At 71.2% G+C, this 13716-nt stretch carries 13 protein-coding genes and 1 pseudogene; 6 read left to right on the plus strand and 8 right to left on the minus strand.

Annotation, left to right across the window (positions count from 1 at the left end; all coding sequences use genetic code 11):
* The first annotated feature begins 95 nt into the window (after window positions 1-95).
* Window positions 96-377 carry a (Fe-S)-cluster assembly protein gene (locus L332_RS22630; RefSeq protein WP_021010582.1) on the plus strand — a complete coding sequence of 94 codons (282 nt, stop codon included), beginning with the start codon at window positions 96-98 and terminating at the stop codon, window positions 375-377.
* Between the two features lie 148 nt (window positions 378-525).
* Here the strand turns inward: L332_RS22630 and dnaB are convergent.
* The 6 genes and pseudogenes from dnaB to L332_RS22660 form a co-directional block, all read right to left on the minus strand.
* Window positions 526-1866: pseudogene (gene dnaB / locus L332_RS22635) on the minus strand (replicative DNA helicase); the annotation flags it as partial.
* A gap of 403 nt (window positions 1867-2269) precedes the next feature.
* The gene (gene rplI / locus L332_RS22640; RefSeq protein ID WP_021010584.1) at window positions 2270-2722 is read right to left on the minus strand and encodes a 50S ribosomal protein L9; all 453 of its coding nucleotides are present in this window, start codon (window positions 2720-2722) and stop codon (window positions 2270-2272) included.
* Between the two features lie 12 nt (window positions 2723-2734).
* Window positions 2735-2992 carry a 30S ribosomal protein S18 gene (rpsR, locus tag L332_RS22645; RefSeq protein WP_021010585.1) on the minus strand — a complete coding sequence of 86 codons (258 nt, stop codon included), beginning with the start codon at window positions 2990-2992 and terminating at the stop codon, window positions 2735-2737.
* Window positions 2993-3048: 56 nt separating this feature from the next.
* A complete protein-coding gene (locus tag L332_RS22650) occupies window positions 3049-3588 on the minus strand; it encodes a single-stranded DNA-binding protein (protein WP_021010586.1) in 540 nt (179 codons plus the stop codon).
* 2 nt (window positions 3589-3590) lie between these two features.
* Window positions 3591-3953 (minus strand): 30S ribosomal protein S6, encoded by a 363-nt coding sequence (gene rpsF / locus L332_RS22655; RefSeq protein WP_021010587.1) that lies wholly within the window; start codon window positions 3951-3953, stop codon window positions 3591-3593.
* Window positions 3954-4111: 158 nt separating this feature from the next.
* Window positions 4112-5572 (minus strand): CCA tRNA nucleotidyltransferase, encoded by a 1461-nt coding sequence (locus L332_RS22660; RefSeq protein ID WP_021010588.1) that lies wholly within the window; start codon window positions 5570-5572, stop codon window positions 4112-4114.
* 77 nt (window positions 5573-5649) lie between these two features.
* On the opposite strand from L332_RS22660, the gene L332_RS22665 reads away from it, so the two are divergent.
* The 5 genes from L332_RS22665 (at window position 5650) to trxA (ending at window position 11130) form a co-directional block, all read left to right on the plus strand.
* The gene (locus L332_RS22665; protein WP_021010589.1) at window positions 5650-7656 is read left to right on the plus strand and encodes a DUF6049 family protein; all 2007 of its coding nucleotides are present in this window, start codon (window positions 5650-5652) and stop codon (window positions 7654-7656) included.
* Window positions 7653-9302 (plus strand): murein biosynthesis integral membrane protein MurJ, encoded by a 1650-nt coding sequence (gene murJ / locus L332_RS22670; RefSeq protein ID WP_021010590.1) that lies wholly within the window; start codon window positions 7653-7655, stop codon window positions 9300-9302. The genes L332_RS22665 and murJ overlap by 4 nt, the downstream gene beginning before the upstream one ends.
* A 110-nt stretch (window positions 9303-9412) precedes the next feature.
* A complete protein-coding gene (locus L332_RS22675; RefSeq protein ID WP_021010591.1) occupies window positions 9413-9802 on the plus strand; it encodes a hypothetical protein in 390 nt (129 codons plus the stop codon).
* Between the two features lie 45 nt (window positions 9803-9847).
* Complete coding sequence (gene trxB, locus L332_RS22680; protein ID WP_021010592.1) at window positions 9848-10822, plus strand: thioredoxin-disulfide reductase; 975 nt, start codon at window positions 9848-9850, stop codon at window positions 10820-10822.
* On the plus strand, window positions 10819-11130 hold the full coding sequence (gene trxA, locus L332_RS22685; protein ID WP_021010593.1) for a thioredoxin: 312 nt from the start codon (window positions 10819-10821) through the stop codon (window positions 11128-11130). Before trxB ends, trxA begins: the two co-directional genes overlap by 4 nt.
* A 56-nt stretch (window positions 11131-11186) precedes the next feature.
* Here the strand turns inward: trxA and L332_RS22690 are convergent, their stop codons facing one another.
* Entirely contained in the window at window positions 11187-12227 is a 1041-nt protein-coding gene (locus L332_RS22690; protein ID WP_021010594.1) for a ParB/RepB/Spo0J family partition protein, read from the minus strand.
* Window positions 12224-13057 carry a ParA family protein gene (locus L332_RS22695; protein WP_081646110.1) on the minus strand — a complete coding sequence of 278 codons (834 nt, stop codon included), beginning with the start codon at window positions 13055-13057 and terminating at the stop codon, window positions 12224-12226. Before L332_RS22695 ends, L332_RS22690 begins: the two co-directional genes overlap by 4 nt.
* Between the last annotated feature and the right edge of the window lie 659 nt (window positions 13058-13716).

A 13716-nucleotide genomic window follows, 5' to 3' on the forward strand; every position in this document is an offset into this window, starting at 1 on the left:
GATGCTCGCGCGATGACACGCCCGGACCGGCTCCCGGCTTGCGAGCCGGCCGGATCCTCGGCATCGTGGCCCGCTCGCCAACGGAAGGAGCAGCCATGCTCACCCTGACCGAGAACGCCCAGACCGTCATCGGCGGCATCGTCGAGCACGCGGACGCCGCTGCGACCGGTGGCCTGCGCATCGCCCAGGAGCAGGACGGCGCCGGGCTCGGCGTCACCGTCGCCGCGGCGCCCGAGGCCGACGACCAGGTCGTGGAGGCCGCCGGCGTGCGCGTCTTCCTCGACCCCTCGGCCGCGACAGCGCTCGACGACAAGGTGCTCGACGCATCCGCCTCGGCCGACGGCCGCGTCGACTTCGCGGTCGGCCAGCAGGCCTGAGACCGACCTCGAGGGGCCCGACCGCGCGGTCGGGCCCCTCGTCGTCTCAGCCCTCGTAGGGCGGCGGCGGTGCCCCGTAGGGCGCGCCGCCGAAGGGCGTGCCCGCCGGCGGGATCGCCGGGGCGCCCCCGTCGCCCGGGCCCATGCCCGGCGCGATGTCGGCGAACCGCGCGAGGTGGCCGTGGAAGGCGACCGGGATCGTCTTCGTCGGGCCGCCGCGGTGCTTCGCGACGATGATGTCGGCCTCGCCGGGCCGGATGTCGCGGTCGTAGGCGTCCTCGCGGTGCAGCAGCATGACGATGTCGGCGTCCTGCTCGATCGAACCCGACTCGCGCAGGTCGCTGATCGCCGGCTTCTTGTCGCCGCGCTGCTCGGGGCCGCGGTTGAGCTGCGAGAGCGCGATGACCGGCACCTGCAGCTCCTTCGCGAGCAGCTTGAGCGAGCGGGAGAACTCCGAGACCTCCTGCTGGCGCGACTCGACCTTCTTGCCGCTCGTCATGAGCTGCAGGTAGTCGATGACGACCATCCGCAGGCCGGCCTGCTGCTTGAGGCGGCGGCACTTCGCGCGGATCTCGACGAGCGTGAGGTTGGGGCTGTCGTCGATGTAGAGCGGCGCGTCGTTGATGCGGCCGCGCACTTGCGCGAGCGTCGTCCAGTCGCGCCCCTCGATCGCGCCCTTGCGCAGCTTCTGCAGCAGGATGCTCGACTCGGCCGAGAGCAGCTTCATCGCGATCTCGGTGCGGCCCATCTCGAGCGAGAAGAAGACCGACGGCAGGTCGCCCTTGATCGAGCACGCGCGCACGAGGTCCATCGCGAGCGTCGACTTGCCGATGCCGGGGCGCGCGGCGATGACGATCATCTGACCGGGGTGCAGGCCGTTCGTGAGCTCGTCGAGCTCGCGGAAGCCGGTCGGCACGCCCGTCATGACGCCGTCGAGGCCCTTCGCCGCCTCGATCTCCTCGATCGCTGCCTCGACCGCGAGGCTCAGCGGCACGTAGTCCTCGGCCTGGTCCTCGCCCATGACCGAGTAGATCTCGGCCTGCGCGTGGTTGACGAGGTCGGTGACCTCGCCCTCGGAGGCGTAGCCCATCTGCACGATGCGGGTGCCGGCCTCCACGAGGCGACGCAGCACCGCCTTCTCGGCGACGATCTCGGCGTAGAAGCCGGCGTTCGCCGCGGTGGGCACCATCGACGTGAGCGAGTGCAGGTACTGCACGCCGCCGGCGCGCGAGAGCATGCCCGTCTTCGTCAGCTCGTCGCTCACGGTGATGACGTCGGTCGGCTCGCCGCGCGAGTAGAGCGAGAGGATCGCCTCGTAGACGATCTCGTGCTTCGGCTGGTAGAAGTCGCCGCCGCGCACCGTTTCGAGGCAGTCGGCGACCGCGTCCTTCGAGAGGAGCATGCCGCCGATGGCGGACTGCTCTGCGAGCAGGTCGTGCGGCGGGGTGCGCTCGCTGTACCGGCTCTCGTCGAGCCCGATCTCTGCCAGGTCGGTCACGCTGCTCCTTCCGGTTCGATCGTCTCGCGGGCGGCCCACACGGACCGATCGGTCGGAGCCTGCCCCAGGCTAGGAGCGCGTCGTCGGCTCAGCGAATCCTGCTGTGGACAACCGTGTGGAGAGCTGGGGACAACGCCGGGACTTGACAGCCTCGACACGCCTCTCCCCTGTGCACAGATCTGTGGACTTCGATCGTGGAAAGCGTCGAAACCCGCCTCTGACCGGCGGTTTCGCTTTGCACAGGACGTGGGGAGAAAGCGGGTTGAAGTACACGTTGAGACTTCCAGCGCTTCTTCAGGTTCGCTTGAGAGCCGGGGTCCCGCATCCGTCTCCTCGATGCACGACGAGGGCCCGCATCCACGACGGATGCGGGCCCTCGAGCGGCGTGCGCGACCTACTTGGCCGCGACCACCTTGAGCGAGATCGTCGCGACGATCTCGTCGCGCAGGCGCGCGGTCGCCTGGTGGTCGCCCACCGAGCGGATCGGCGTCGGGATCTCGATGACGCGCTTGTCGATCGAGCCGTGACCGGCCGCCTCGACCGCCTCGGCGATGTCCTTCGTCTGGATGGAGCCGAAGAGGCGGCCCTCGGAGCCGGCCTTCGCCTTCAGCGTGACGACGTTCGCCTCGAGGCGGGCGCGGAGGTCCTGCGCCTCCTCGATCGTGGCGTGCTCGCGCGCGGCGCGAGCTGCCTTGATCTGGTCGACCTGCTTCTCGCCGCCGCGCGACCACGCGACAGCCAGGCCCTGGGGCACGAGGTAGTTGCGGGCGAACCCGTTCTTGACCTCGACGACGTCACCAGCGGAGCCGAGGCCGGAGACCTCGTTCGTGAGAATGAGCTTTGCCATGTGTCAGTCCCCTCAGCGTCCGGCGCCCGAGTAGGGCAGGAGCGCCATCTCGCGAGCGTTCTTGATCGCCTTGGCGATCAGGCGCTGCTCCTGCACCGAGACGCCGGTGATGCGACGGGCGCGGATCTTGCCGCGCTCCGAGATGAACTTCTTGAGCGTCGCGACGTCCTTCCAGTCGATGACGCCGACCTTGATCGCCTTCGCGGGAGCGAGCGGCTTCCCGCCCTTGCCGCCGCGCGGCTTCCGGTTGTTCTGCGGCTTGCCAGCCATGTGTCCTTCTTTCGTGCTCGGGACTGCCGTCCCGGTGATGCTTGCTGCGAGAGCCCTTAGAAGGGGGTCTCGTCGTTGTAGGAGGTGCCGGGCGCTCCCCAGACGTCGCCGCTCGACTGCTGCTGCGAGGCCGGCTGGCCCCACGGCTCGTCGGCGACCTGCTGGGGCTGACCGAAGCCGCCGCCCTGACCGAACTGCTGCTGCCCGCCCGAGCTGCGGCCTGCGCCGCCGCCCGTCGTGCGCGTCACCTGCGCGGTCGCGTAGCGGAGCGAGGGGCCGATCTCGTCGACCTCGAGCTCGATGACCGTGCGCTTCTCGCCCTGCTGCGTCTCGAACGAGCGCTGCTTGAGGCGGCCCTGCGCGATGACGCGCGAGCCCTTCTGCAGGCTCTGCGAGACGTGCTCGGCGAACTCGCGCCACACCGAGGCGCGCAGGAAGAGCGCCTCGCCGTCCTTCCACTCGTTCGCCTGGCGGTCGAACGTGCGAGGGGTTGACGCGATCGTGAAGTTCGCGACCGCGAGGCCGTTCTGCGTGTAGCGCAGCTCCGGGTCGGCAGTCAGGTTGCCGACGACCGTGATGATCGTCTCGCCGGCCATGGCTACTCGGCCTCGACCTCTGCGGGCGCCTCGGCCTTGGCCTCGCGCTTCGCCGGCTCCTTGCCGGCGCGCGCCACGGCGACGTCGGCGCGGAGCACCTTCGTGCGCATGACGGCCTCCGACAGCTTCAGCTGGCGGTCGAGCTCGTCGCTCGTCGCCGGCTCGGCCGTGAAGTTCACGACGGCGTAGATGCCCTCGGTGCGCTTGTCGATCTCGTACGCGAGGCGACGACGGCCCCAGATGTCGACCTTGTCGATCGTGCCGCCGTCGTTGCGGACGACACCGAGGAACTTCTCCAGGGACGGGGCGACAGTGCGCTCGTCCACCTCCGGGTCGAGAATCACCATCAGCTCGTACTGCTGCATGCTTCACCCACCTCCTTCGGACTAGAACGGCTGCAGGCGGTCTGCAGCAGGAGGGTATGCATGGTGCGCGGGCCTCGTGCTCGAGGACGGGCACAGCCCGCACAACCTGTCAACTGTACCGCAGGGCACCCGCCGCCATCAATGGCGGATCCGCCGGATCAGGCGCCGCGCGCCGCCCACCACTCGCGGAGCACCTGCTCGGCGCGCTCCTCACCGAGCGGACCGTGCTCGAGGCGCTGCTCGAGCAGCATGCGGTACGCCTCCCCCACCTCGCGACCGGGCCGGATGCCGAGGACCTCCTGGATGCGGTTGCCGTCGAGGTCGGGCCGCACGGCCTCGAGCTCCTCCTGCTCCGCGAGCTCGGCGATGCGCCGCTCGAGGTCGTCGTAGGCGAAGTCGAGCCGCTCGGCCTTCCGCCGGTTGCGCGTGGTGACGTCGGAGCGCGTGAGGATGTGCAGCCGCTCGAGCAGCGGCCCCGCGTCGCGCACGTAGCGGCGCACCGCCGAGTCGCTCCACGCCTGATCGCCGTAGCCGTAGAAGCGCAGGTGGAGCTCGACGAGGCGCGAGACGGCCTTCACGGTGTCGTTGTCGAAGCGCAGCGCCTTGAGGCGCTGCTTCGCCATGCGCGCCCCGACGAGGTCGTGCTGGTGGAACGTGACGGTGCGGCCCTCGATGCGGCGGGTCGCGGGCTTGCCGATGTCGTGGAGCAGCCCCGCGAGCCGCGAGACGAGGTCGGGCGCCGCATCCGGGTTGCGCGACGCCTCGAGGTCGATGCCCTGCTGCAGCACCGTGAGCGAGTGCTCGAAGACGTCCTTGTGGTGCGCGTGCTCGTCGGTCTCGAGCCGCAGCGCCGGCACCTCCGGCAGCACGCGGTCGAGGATGCCCGTGTCGGTGAGCAGGCGGATGCCCGGCACCGGCCGGCTCGTCAGCAGCAGCTTCGAGAGCTCGTCGCGCACGCGCTCCGCCGAGATGTCGAGGATGCGGTCGGCGAGCTCCACCATCGCGACCCGCACGCGCGGGGCGACCTCGAAGCCGAGCTGCGCGGAGAACCGCGCCGCCCGCATCATGCGCAGCGGGTCGTCGTCGAAGGAGCGCTCGGGCGCCTGCGGGGTGTCGATGACGCGCGCGAGCAGGTGCTCGAGGCCGCCGCCGACGTCGACGAGCTGGGGCACCGCATCCGCCTCGCCCGCCTCGCCGCGCGCGGGCGTGACCCGCAGCGCCATCGCGTTGACGGTGAAGTCGCGGCGCACGAGGTCGTCCTCGAGCGACTCGCCGAACTGCACCGACGGCTTCCGCGAGACGCCGTCGTACTGGTCGGCGCGGTAGGTCGTGATCTCGACGTCGGCGCCGCGGATGCGCGCCGCGATCGTGCCGAACTCGCGCCCGACGTCCCACGTCGCGTCGGCGAGCGGGGCGACGATCCGCAGGATCTCGTCGGGGCTCGCGCTCGTCGTGAAGTCGAGGTCGGTGACGGGGCGGTCGAGGAAGGCGTCGCGCACCGGCCCGCCCACGAGCGCGAGCTCGTGGCCGGCGGCGGCGAAGGCCGCAGCGAGATCGCTCGTCGGGCTCGACGCCACGAGCGCGTGCAGCCGCGCGGTCGCCTCAGCCATGTCGGTCACGAGCGCCCCCAGGTCTGTCACGGACGCCCATTGTGCCGCAGTCCGGAGCCCTGAGTGCGTTGCCTACACTTGGGCGCATGCTGTCGGCAGGTCGCCTGGCGCGGCGGAGCGCGTCAGCGTGCGCCGTCGCGGCTGTCGCGACGACGCTCCTCGCGGCTCCGCTCACGATCGCGCCGGGGGCGGTCGCCACGACCGGCGGCGCCGAGTCGCCGACGCTCGAGCTCGCGCCCGTCGACCCGCTGCTCAGCACCGGCGAGGAGCTCTCGCTCGAGGTCGCGCTCGACAACCGCTCACGCTCGATCGCGCCCGCGACGACCGTCGACGTGCTGCTCACCGCCTCGCCGATCGCGACGCGCTACTCGCTCTCGCGGTGGTTCGCCGGCGAGGCGATCGCGGCGAACCGCGTCGTCGCGACGGTCGAGCTGCCGGCCGTCGCCGCCCTCGACGAGCACTCGGTCACCGTCTCGATCGACGCGGATGCGCTGGGTCTCGAGGGCGCGCCGTGGGGCGCGTACGGCCTCGCCGCGACCGCGCCGAGCGTCACGGGCGCCACGAGCGTCGTCGTGCTCGACGAGCCGGGCGAGGCGAGCCCGACGCGGCTCGCGCTCTCCGCCCCGATCGACGCGCCCACCGGGCCAGCCGGGCTGCTCGACGCCGAGCAGCTCGAGGCGTCCACGGGCGACGGCGGCGACGCGAGGGCGGCGCTCGACGCGGCGCTCGGCGCGGGCGCGACGATCGGCGTCGACCCGGCGATCGGTGCCTCCGTGGCCGCGCTCGGCGACGACGCGCCCGAAGCGGCGATCGACTGGCTCGACCGCGCCGACGGCCCCGATGCGTACGCGCTCCGCTACTCCAACGCCGACCCGATCGCGATGGCTCGAGCGGGCGAGTACCCGATCGAGCCGCTCGGCATCCCGCGCGAGGACGGCCCGCCGCTGCCGGCCTCCGCCGGCGAGATCGGCGCGCGCGAGCCCGTGATCGACGCGACCGCAGTCGCGATCGGTGACGCGGAGCTCGCGGCCCTCGCCGCGATCGGCACCGTCGTCGTCACGACGTCGAGCCTCGACGAGGAGATCGGCGGCCGCACGCCCTCCGCTCACGCCACGATCGACGGCGTCGACGTGCTCGCCGCCGACGCCGAGCTGCAACGGCTCGTCACGGCGGCGGCGGCGGTCGATCCGCTCGAGGCCGCGCACGCTCGCGCCGAGGCCATGGCGCTGCTCGCGACCATCACGCGCGAGCGCCCGAGCGATCCCCGCACGCTCGCGGCCGCGCTGCCCGCGACGACGCAGGGCTCGACGGTCGAGCTGCTCGACGACCTCGCCGCGGCGGGCTTCGTCGAGACCGTCGGCGTCGACGACGCACTCGAGCTCGAGCCCCGCGACGCGCGGCTCGCCGAGGCCGACGCCGCGCCGAGCACGGAGGGCGCCGAGCTCGTGCAGGCCGCGCTGGCCCAGGAGGCGGACGCCGCGCGCATCGCCGGGATCGTCGGCGACCCCTCGACGCTGCTCGCCTCGCTGCGGCTCTCGCTCCTCACCGCGCTCCCTGACGCGGGGCTGCCGATCACCGAGGAGGACCGGCAGGCGATCGAGGGCCTCGGCGGCGAGCTCGCCGACCTGCGCACCGCCGTCGAGATCGTCGGCGGCAGCGAGATCCACGCGGTCGGCGAGAGCGTGCCGATGCCCGTCACGATCGTGAACCGGCTCGACGTGCCGGCCGAGGTCGTGCTCTCGCTGCGCGCTTCCAACGCGCTCGTCAACGTCTCGCAGCCGTCGACGACCGTCACGCTCGCGCCCGGCAGCCAGCAGCGCGTGCAGGTGCCCGTCGAGATCGTCGGCACCGGCACCGTGCTCGTGATCGCCCAGCTGCACACGCCCGGCGGCGTCGCGCTCGGGCAGGTGCAGACGCTGCGTGTCACCGCGCAGCCCACGATCGAGACCGCCGTAGCCTGGGTGCTCGGCAGCGCCATCGCGCTGCTGCTGGTGTTCGGCATCTGGCGGTCGGTGCGCAAGCGGCGCAGCGGCCAGGCGCGCGGGGACCTCGACGCCCCTGGATCCAGCGTCGCGGCGGAGGAGACCGGGTGAGCACAGGCAAGGCAAGCGCGATCATCGCGGCAGGCACGATGGTCTCGCGCGTGCTGGGCTTCGTGAAGATGGTGCTGCTCGCCGTCGCGATCGGCCAGTCGACGTCGAAGGCCGCCGAGGCCTTCGGCATGGCGAACCAGCTGCCCAACAACGTCTACGCGCTCGTCGCCGGTGGCGTCATGAGCGCCGTGCTGGTGCCGCAGATCGTCAAGGCCTCGAAGGGCGCCGACAACGGCGAGTCGTACATCTCGAAGATCCTGACCCTCGGCGGCACCGTCTTCCTCGTGCTCACGATCGTCGCCACGATCGCGGCTCCCTTGCTCGTCGACATCTACGCCATCTCGGCCGGCGCCGACGGCCGCGGCTTCTCGGACGAGCAGATGGCGCTCGCCGTCGCGCTCGCCTACTGGTGCATGCCGCAGATCCTCTTCTACGCGATCTACACGCTGCTCGGCGAGATCTACAACGCCCGCAGCCAGTTCGGCCCCTACACGTGGGCGCCGGTCGTCAACAACGTCGTCTCGATCGCGGGCCTCGGCGCCTTCATCCTGCTGTTCGGCACCGATCGGGTGAACAAGTTCGTCGACGTCTGGGACGCCGACCGCATCACGATGCTCGGCCTCGTCACGACCGGCGGCGTCGCGGTGCAGGCGATCGTGCTCGTCCTCTTCTTCCGCAAGACGGGCCTCCGGTTCCGGCTCGACTTCGGCTGGCGCGGCGTCGGCCTCGGCGCGACGGGCAAGGCGGCGCTGTGGCTGTTCGGCATCGTCATCATCGGCCAGGTCAAGGGCATCGTGCAGTCGCGCGTCGCCTCGCTCGGCGAGGGCGCGAACATCGCGACGATGCAGAACTCCTGGTACGTCTTCTCGCTCCCCCACTCGATCATCGCCGTCTCGATCGCGATCGCCTTCTTCACTCGCATGTCGCACCACGCCTCGCGCGACGACCTCTCGGGCATCCGCCAGGACGTCTCGAGCGCGCTCCGCTCGGTCGGCATGCTCACGACCATCTCGGCGTTCGTGCTCGCCGTCATCGCCGTGCCGTTCTCGCGGATGCTCGAGGGCGGCTTCGACCCGACGCTCGCGATGGCGTTCACCATCTGGGCCTTCCTCGTGTGCCTCGTCGCCTTCAGCGCGGAGTTCGTGCTGCAGCGCGTCTTCTTCGCGCTCGGCGACACGCGGACCGCGTTCCTCTACTCGTGCGTCGGCATGTTCATCACCTTCGCGCTGCTGTGGTGGGCGTCGACGCTCCCGGCGGAGTGGGTCATCGCGGGCACGGCGCTCTCGGTCTCGATCGCCAACCTCATCTCGTGCGCCGTGTGGCTCGTGCTCGTGCGGCGCCGCATCGGCCAGTTCGGCTTCAAGCTCATCGGCCTCCGCCACGTGCAGTACCTCGCGTACTCGCTCGTCGCGGCGGCGGCCGGCGTCGCCACGACCTTCGCGCTCGGCGGCTACCGCGGCGACGGCTTCGGCACCGCGACGGTCGCGAGCGCGGCGATCACGTGCGTCATCGCGGGCGCGGTCATGGGCGCCGTCTACTTCGGCCTGCTCTACCTCACGCGCAACCCCGACTTCCGCACGACCGTCGACCTCGTGCTCGCGCGGTTCCGCCGCGGCCGCGGCCAGTCCGACAGCGCCGAGGCCTGACCGCCCGCTCGGACGGCTCCGACTCGGGCCATCCAGTGCCGATGCAGATGCGTGCCGTCTAGCATCGCCTCGAGCTGCGGTGCGAGCGCACCGCGCGGAAGGGGGACGCCATGGCTCGATCGCTCATCCGCCTCGCCACGCCCATCCTCGTCGGCGCGCTGGCGGCCGGCGGCGCGATCGTCGGCGCATCGCTCGCCCGCGAGCGCAAGCACCAGCACGAGCTCGAGCCGCCGTCCACGCCGCTCGCGGTCGAGGGGTGGTGGTCGTCGGATGCGTCCTCGTCGCTCGCGCACGCGCATCCGGCCGTGCTCATCGTCGACGCCGACTCCGGGCGGCTCGTCGACTCGTGGGACCGCCGCGCGCGCTCCCGCGTCGCGAGCCCCGTCGTGCGCCGCACGCCCGAGTGGCCGGCAGCCGGCCTCATCGTCGTCGACGCCGCGACGGGCGACCTGCTGACGGTCGTGGGCGAGCCCGGCCGCCCGGGAATGCCCGCCGCCTAGAATCGGTTGTTCCCCACGCATCCCCCATCGACCTCAGGAGACGCAGTGCACGACGTCATCATCATCGGCTCCGGCCCCGCCGGGTTCACCGCCGCGATCTACGCGGCGCGGGCGAACCTGCAGCCGATCGTGCTCGCCTCGAGCGTCGAGATGGGCGGCGACCTCATGACGACGACCGAGGTCGAGAACTTCCCCGGCTTCCCGAACGGCGTGCAGGGGCCCGAGCTCATGTTCGCGATGCAGCAGCAGGCCGAGCGCTTCGGCGCCGACGTGCGCATGCAGGACGCGACGGAGCTCGAGCTCGACGGCGACGTGAAGCGCGTGCACGTGGGCGACGAGGTGCTCGAGGCGCGCACGGTCATCTACGCGACGGGCTCGGCCTACCGCAAGCTCGGCATCGCGGGCGAGGAGCGGCTCTCGGGCCACGGCGTCTCGTGGTGCGCGACGTGCGACGGCTTCTTCTTCAAGCAGAAGCAGCTCATCGTCGTCGGCGGCGGCGACTCGGCGATGGAGGAGGCGACGTTCCTGACGAAGTTCGCCGACAAGGTCACGATCGTGCACCGCTCCGAGCAGTTCCGCGCGAGCCAGGTCATGCTCGACCGCGCTCGCGCCGACGAGAAGATCGAGTTCCTGACGAACGCCACGGTCGAGGAGATCACCGGCACGGAGTCGAACGGCACCGAGCAGGTGAGCGGCGTCACGCTGCGCGACACCGTCTCGGGCGAGACCTGGAGCATGCCGATCGACGGCGTCTTCGTCGCGATCGGCTCCGACCCGCGCACGCACCTCGTGCACGGCAAGCTCGAGCTCACCGACGAGGGCACGATCGCCGTCGAAGGCCGCTCGTCGCGCACGTCGGTGCCGGGCGTCTTCGCCGCGGGCGACGTCACCGACCCCACCTACCGACAGGCCGTCACGGCCGCCGCGTCCGGCACCGTCGCCGCGCTCGACGCGCAGCACTACCTGGCCGCGCACGCCGTGCCGGCATTCGCCACGAGCCCTGAGGAGGCCGCACTGTGAAGGAAGTCACCACCGCATCGTTCGAGCAGGACGTGCTCAACGCCGACAAGCCCGTGCTCGTCGACTTCTGGGCCGCGTGGTGCGGTCCGTGCCGCGCGGTCAGCCCGATCCTCGAGCAGATCGACGGCGAGACCGACAAGCTCGACGTCGTCAAGGTGAACGTCGACCAGGAGCCCGACCTGGCCATGCGCTACAACATCACGTCGATCCCGGCGATGAAGCTCTTCCAGGGCGGCGAGGTCGTCAAGGAGCTCATCGGTGCCCGGCCGAAGCCGGCGATCGAGCAGGAGCTCGCAGCGTTCCTCTGATCGACTGACGACGAAGCCCCGTGGATGCGTTCCACGGGGCTTCGTCGTCGTTGCCGTCAGGCAGTCGGGGCGGCTCCGTCGAAGCCCTGCTCCCCCAGCTCGGCGAGGATGCGGCCCAGGTCGGCGACCGTCGCGAAGTCGATCGTCAGCTGGCCCTTCGAGCGGCCGAGCGCGATCCGCACGCGCGTGTCGAGGCGATCCTCGAGGCGGCCGGCGATCTCGTCGAGGCCGTGCTGCACCGCGCCCTTCGTGGGCGTGCGTCGCGGGCTGCGCGTCTGCACGAGTCCCGCGGCCGCTTCTGCGGCTCGGACTGAGAGATCCTCATTGACGATCTTCGCCGCCAGCTGGTCCATCGCCTCCGGCGTCGGGAGCGACAGGATCGCGCGCGCGTGGCCGGCAGAGAGCACGCCGCTCGCGACGCGGCTCTGGATCGACTCGGGCAGCTTCAGCAGCCGGATGGTGTTCGAGATCTGCGGTCGGCTGCGACCGATCCGCTTCGAGAGCTCCTCCTGCGTGATGGCGAAGTCCTCCATCAGCTGCTGGTAGGCGGACGCCTCCTCGAGCGGGTTGAGCTGCGCGCGGTGCAGGTTCTCGAGCAGCGCGTCGCGCAGCATCGCGTCGTCCGGCGTCTCCTTGACGACCGCCGGGATCGCCTCGAGGCCGGCCCGCTGGCTGGCGCGCCAGCGGCGCTCGCCCATGATGAGCTCGTAGTGGGTGCCGTCCTCACCGGGGGCGACGGGGCGCACCACGATCGGCTGCAGCACGCCGAACTCGCGGATCGAGTGCTCGAGCTCGGCGAGGTCGTCCTCATCGAAGACGGTGCGCGGCTGGTTCGCGTTGGGCCGGATGTCGGTGGGCGCGATCGCGGCGAGGCTCGCCCCGGGGATCTCCCGCAGCTCGGCGTCGTCGTCCTCCTCCCCCGAGAAGAACACGTCGACCGGCCGACTGCCCGGCTTCGCGGGGCGACGGGTGCGTCGCTGCGCGGGCGCCGGTCGCGTCGAGGGAGCGTCCTCCTCGACGGTCGCCCGCTCCGCGGGCGCCGGACCCGTGGGGATGAGGGCGCCGATGCCGCGCCCGAGTCCTGCCTTCTTGCTCATGCCGCTCCTCTGCGTGCGATCTCGGCCGCGGCCTCGCGATACGACAGCGCGCCGGGCGAGTTGGGATCGTAGGCGATGACCGTCTGGCCGTAGCCGGGCGCCTCCGAGACGCGCACCGAGCGCGGGATCACGGCGTCGAGCGTCTGCTCGGCGAAGTGCGCGCGCACCTCGTCGACCACCTGCCGCGACAGCAGCGTGCGGCCATCGAACATCGTGAGCAGCACGGTCGAGAGCTCGAGCTTGGGGTTGAGGTGCGCTTGGATGCGCCCGATCGTGTCGAGCAGCTGAGAGACGCCCTCGAGCGCGTAGTACTCGCACTGGATCGGCAGCAGCACCTCGGTCGCGGCGGTGAAGGCGTTGATCGTGAGCAGGCCGAGCGACGGCGGGCAGTCGATGAAGACGTAGTGCGGGGGCTGCGGCGCGGCGCTCAAGTACGCGTCGAGCGCCTCGCGCAGCCGGTGCTCGCGTCGCTCCATGCCGGCGAGCTCGAGATCGGCGCCGGCGAGGTGGATCGTCGACGGCACGACGCGCAGCCGGTCGCTCTGCGGGCTCGTCGACACCGCAGACTCGAGCGGCTCCCCATCGATGAGCACGTCGTACGTGCTCGTGACGTCGGCGTGGTGGTCGATCCCGAGTGCCGTGGATGCGTTGCCCTGCGGGTCGAGGTCGATGACGAGCACGCGCGCCCCGGCGACGGCGAGTGCCGCGGCGAGGTTGACGGCCGAGGTGGTCTTGCCGACGCCGCCCTTCTGGTTCACCACCGTGAAGATCCGGGTGCGTGCCGGGAGCGGCAGCTCGACCGACGAGAGTGCCTGACGCCTCCGGGCCATCGCCGCCAGTTCGCGAGCGATCGGCGTCGTGTCGAACTTTCCCGTGGTCACGCGTGCCTTTCCTGTCGATGTTTCACGTGGAACATCACGGCTTGCGGGGTCCGCGCGCAGTGGTGCAAGCCTCCAGTCTGGCCCCGATCGTGCCCGATCGCAAAGTCAGGGGGCATTCCAGTGAGGCGAAGCTCTGATGCGGTTCTCCACAGTTCTCCACAGGTCCGCGATCGCTGCAAGCGCGCACGCTGTCGATTCCCTCATCCTCGGCCGCGCTCATCCATGGTCCGACATCCCAGTCATAGCGCGGAATCCGACGCGATGTGGCGGCGATCGAGGGCGAAGACGAACAACGTTCACAATCCGTTCTCCACAGTTCTCCACAGAGTCGGCGGTCGTGAGCATGCACCTTTCCTCTGGCCCGGCACGCATGCACTCCCCGCTGCGCGACGCTTCGCGTTCCACGTGAAACCACACGATCGCGCGAAACGGTCGCCGAACGGACCGTTCGCTGGTTGGTTCCTTGTGCACGACGAATGACCACGAGCGCCAGCTTTGGTCGTCGCGGCCGCGGCATGTCCCGCGCCGCTGGCATCTGAGCGTCTCGCGTCGTCCTCAGCTCGCGCCTCATCACCGCTCGGCCGACCAACCCTGAGTGGGCTGTTCTC

The sequence above is a fragment of the Agrococcus pavilionensis RW1 genome, from assembly GCF_000400485.1.
In the GTDB taxonomy this organism is placed as follows: domain Bacteria; phylum Actinomycetota; class Actinomycetes; order Actinomycetales; family Microbacteriaceae; genus Agrococcus; species Agrococcus pavilionensis.

Coding starts and splice junctions, on each gene's coding strand:
- L332_RS22675 (WP_021010591.1), top strand. CDS start 9,413: ATGGCTCGATCGCTCATCCGCCTCGCCACGCCCATCCTCGTCGGCGCG.
- rpsF (WP_021010587.1), bottom strand. CDS start 3,953: ATGCAGCAGTACGAGCTGATGGTGATTCTCGACCCGGAGGTGGACGAG.
- L332_RS22650 (WP_021010586.1), bottom strand. CDS start 3,588: ATGGCCGGCGAGACGATCATCACGGTCGTCGGCAACCTGACTGCCGAC.
- L332_RS22690 (WP_021010594.1), bottom strand. CDS start 12,227: ATGAGCAAGAAGGCAGGACTCGGGCGCGGCATCGGCGCCCTCATCCCC.
- rpsR (WP_021010585.1), bottom strand. CDS start 2,992: ATGGCTGGCAAGCCGCAGAACAACCGGAAGCCGCGCGGCGGCAAGGGC.
- L332_RS22665 (WP_021010589.1), top strand. CDS start 5,650: ATGCTGTCGGCAGGTCGCCTGGCGCGGCGGAGCGCGTCAGCGTGCGCC.
- L332_RS22695 (WP_081646110.1), bottom strand. CDS start 13,057: ATGGCCCGGAGGCGTCAGGCACTCTCGTCGGTCGAGCTGCCGCTCCCG.
- L332_RS22630 (WP_021010582.1), top strand. CDS start 96: ATGCTCACCCTGACCGAGAACGCCCAGACCGTCATCGGCGGCATCGTC.
- rplI (WP_021010584.1), bottom strand. CDS start 2,722: ATGGCAAAGCTCATTCTCACGAACGAGGTCTCCGGCCTCGGCTCCGCT.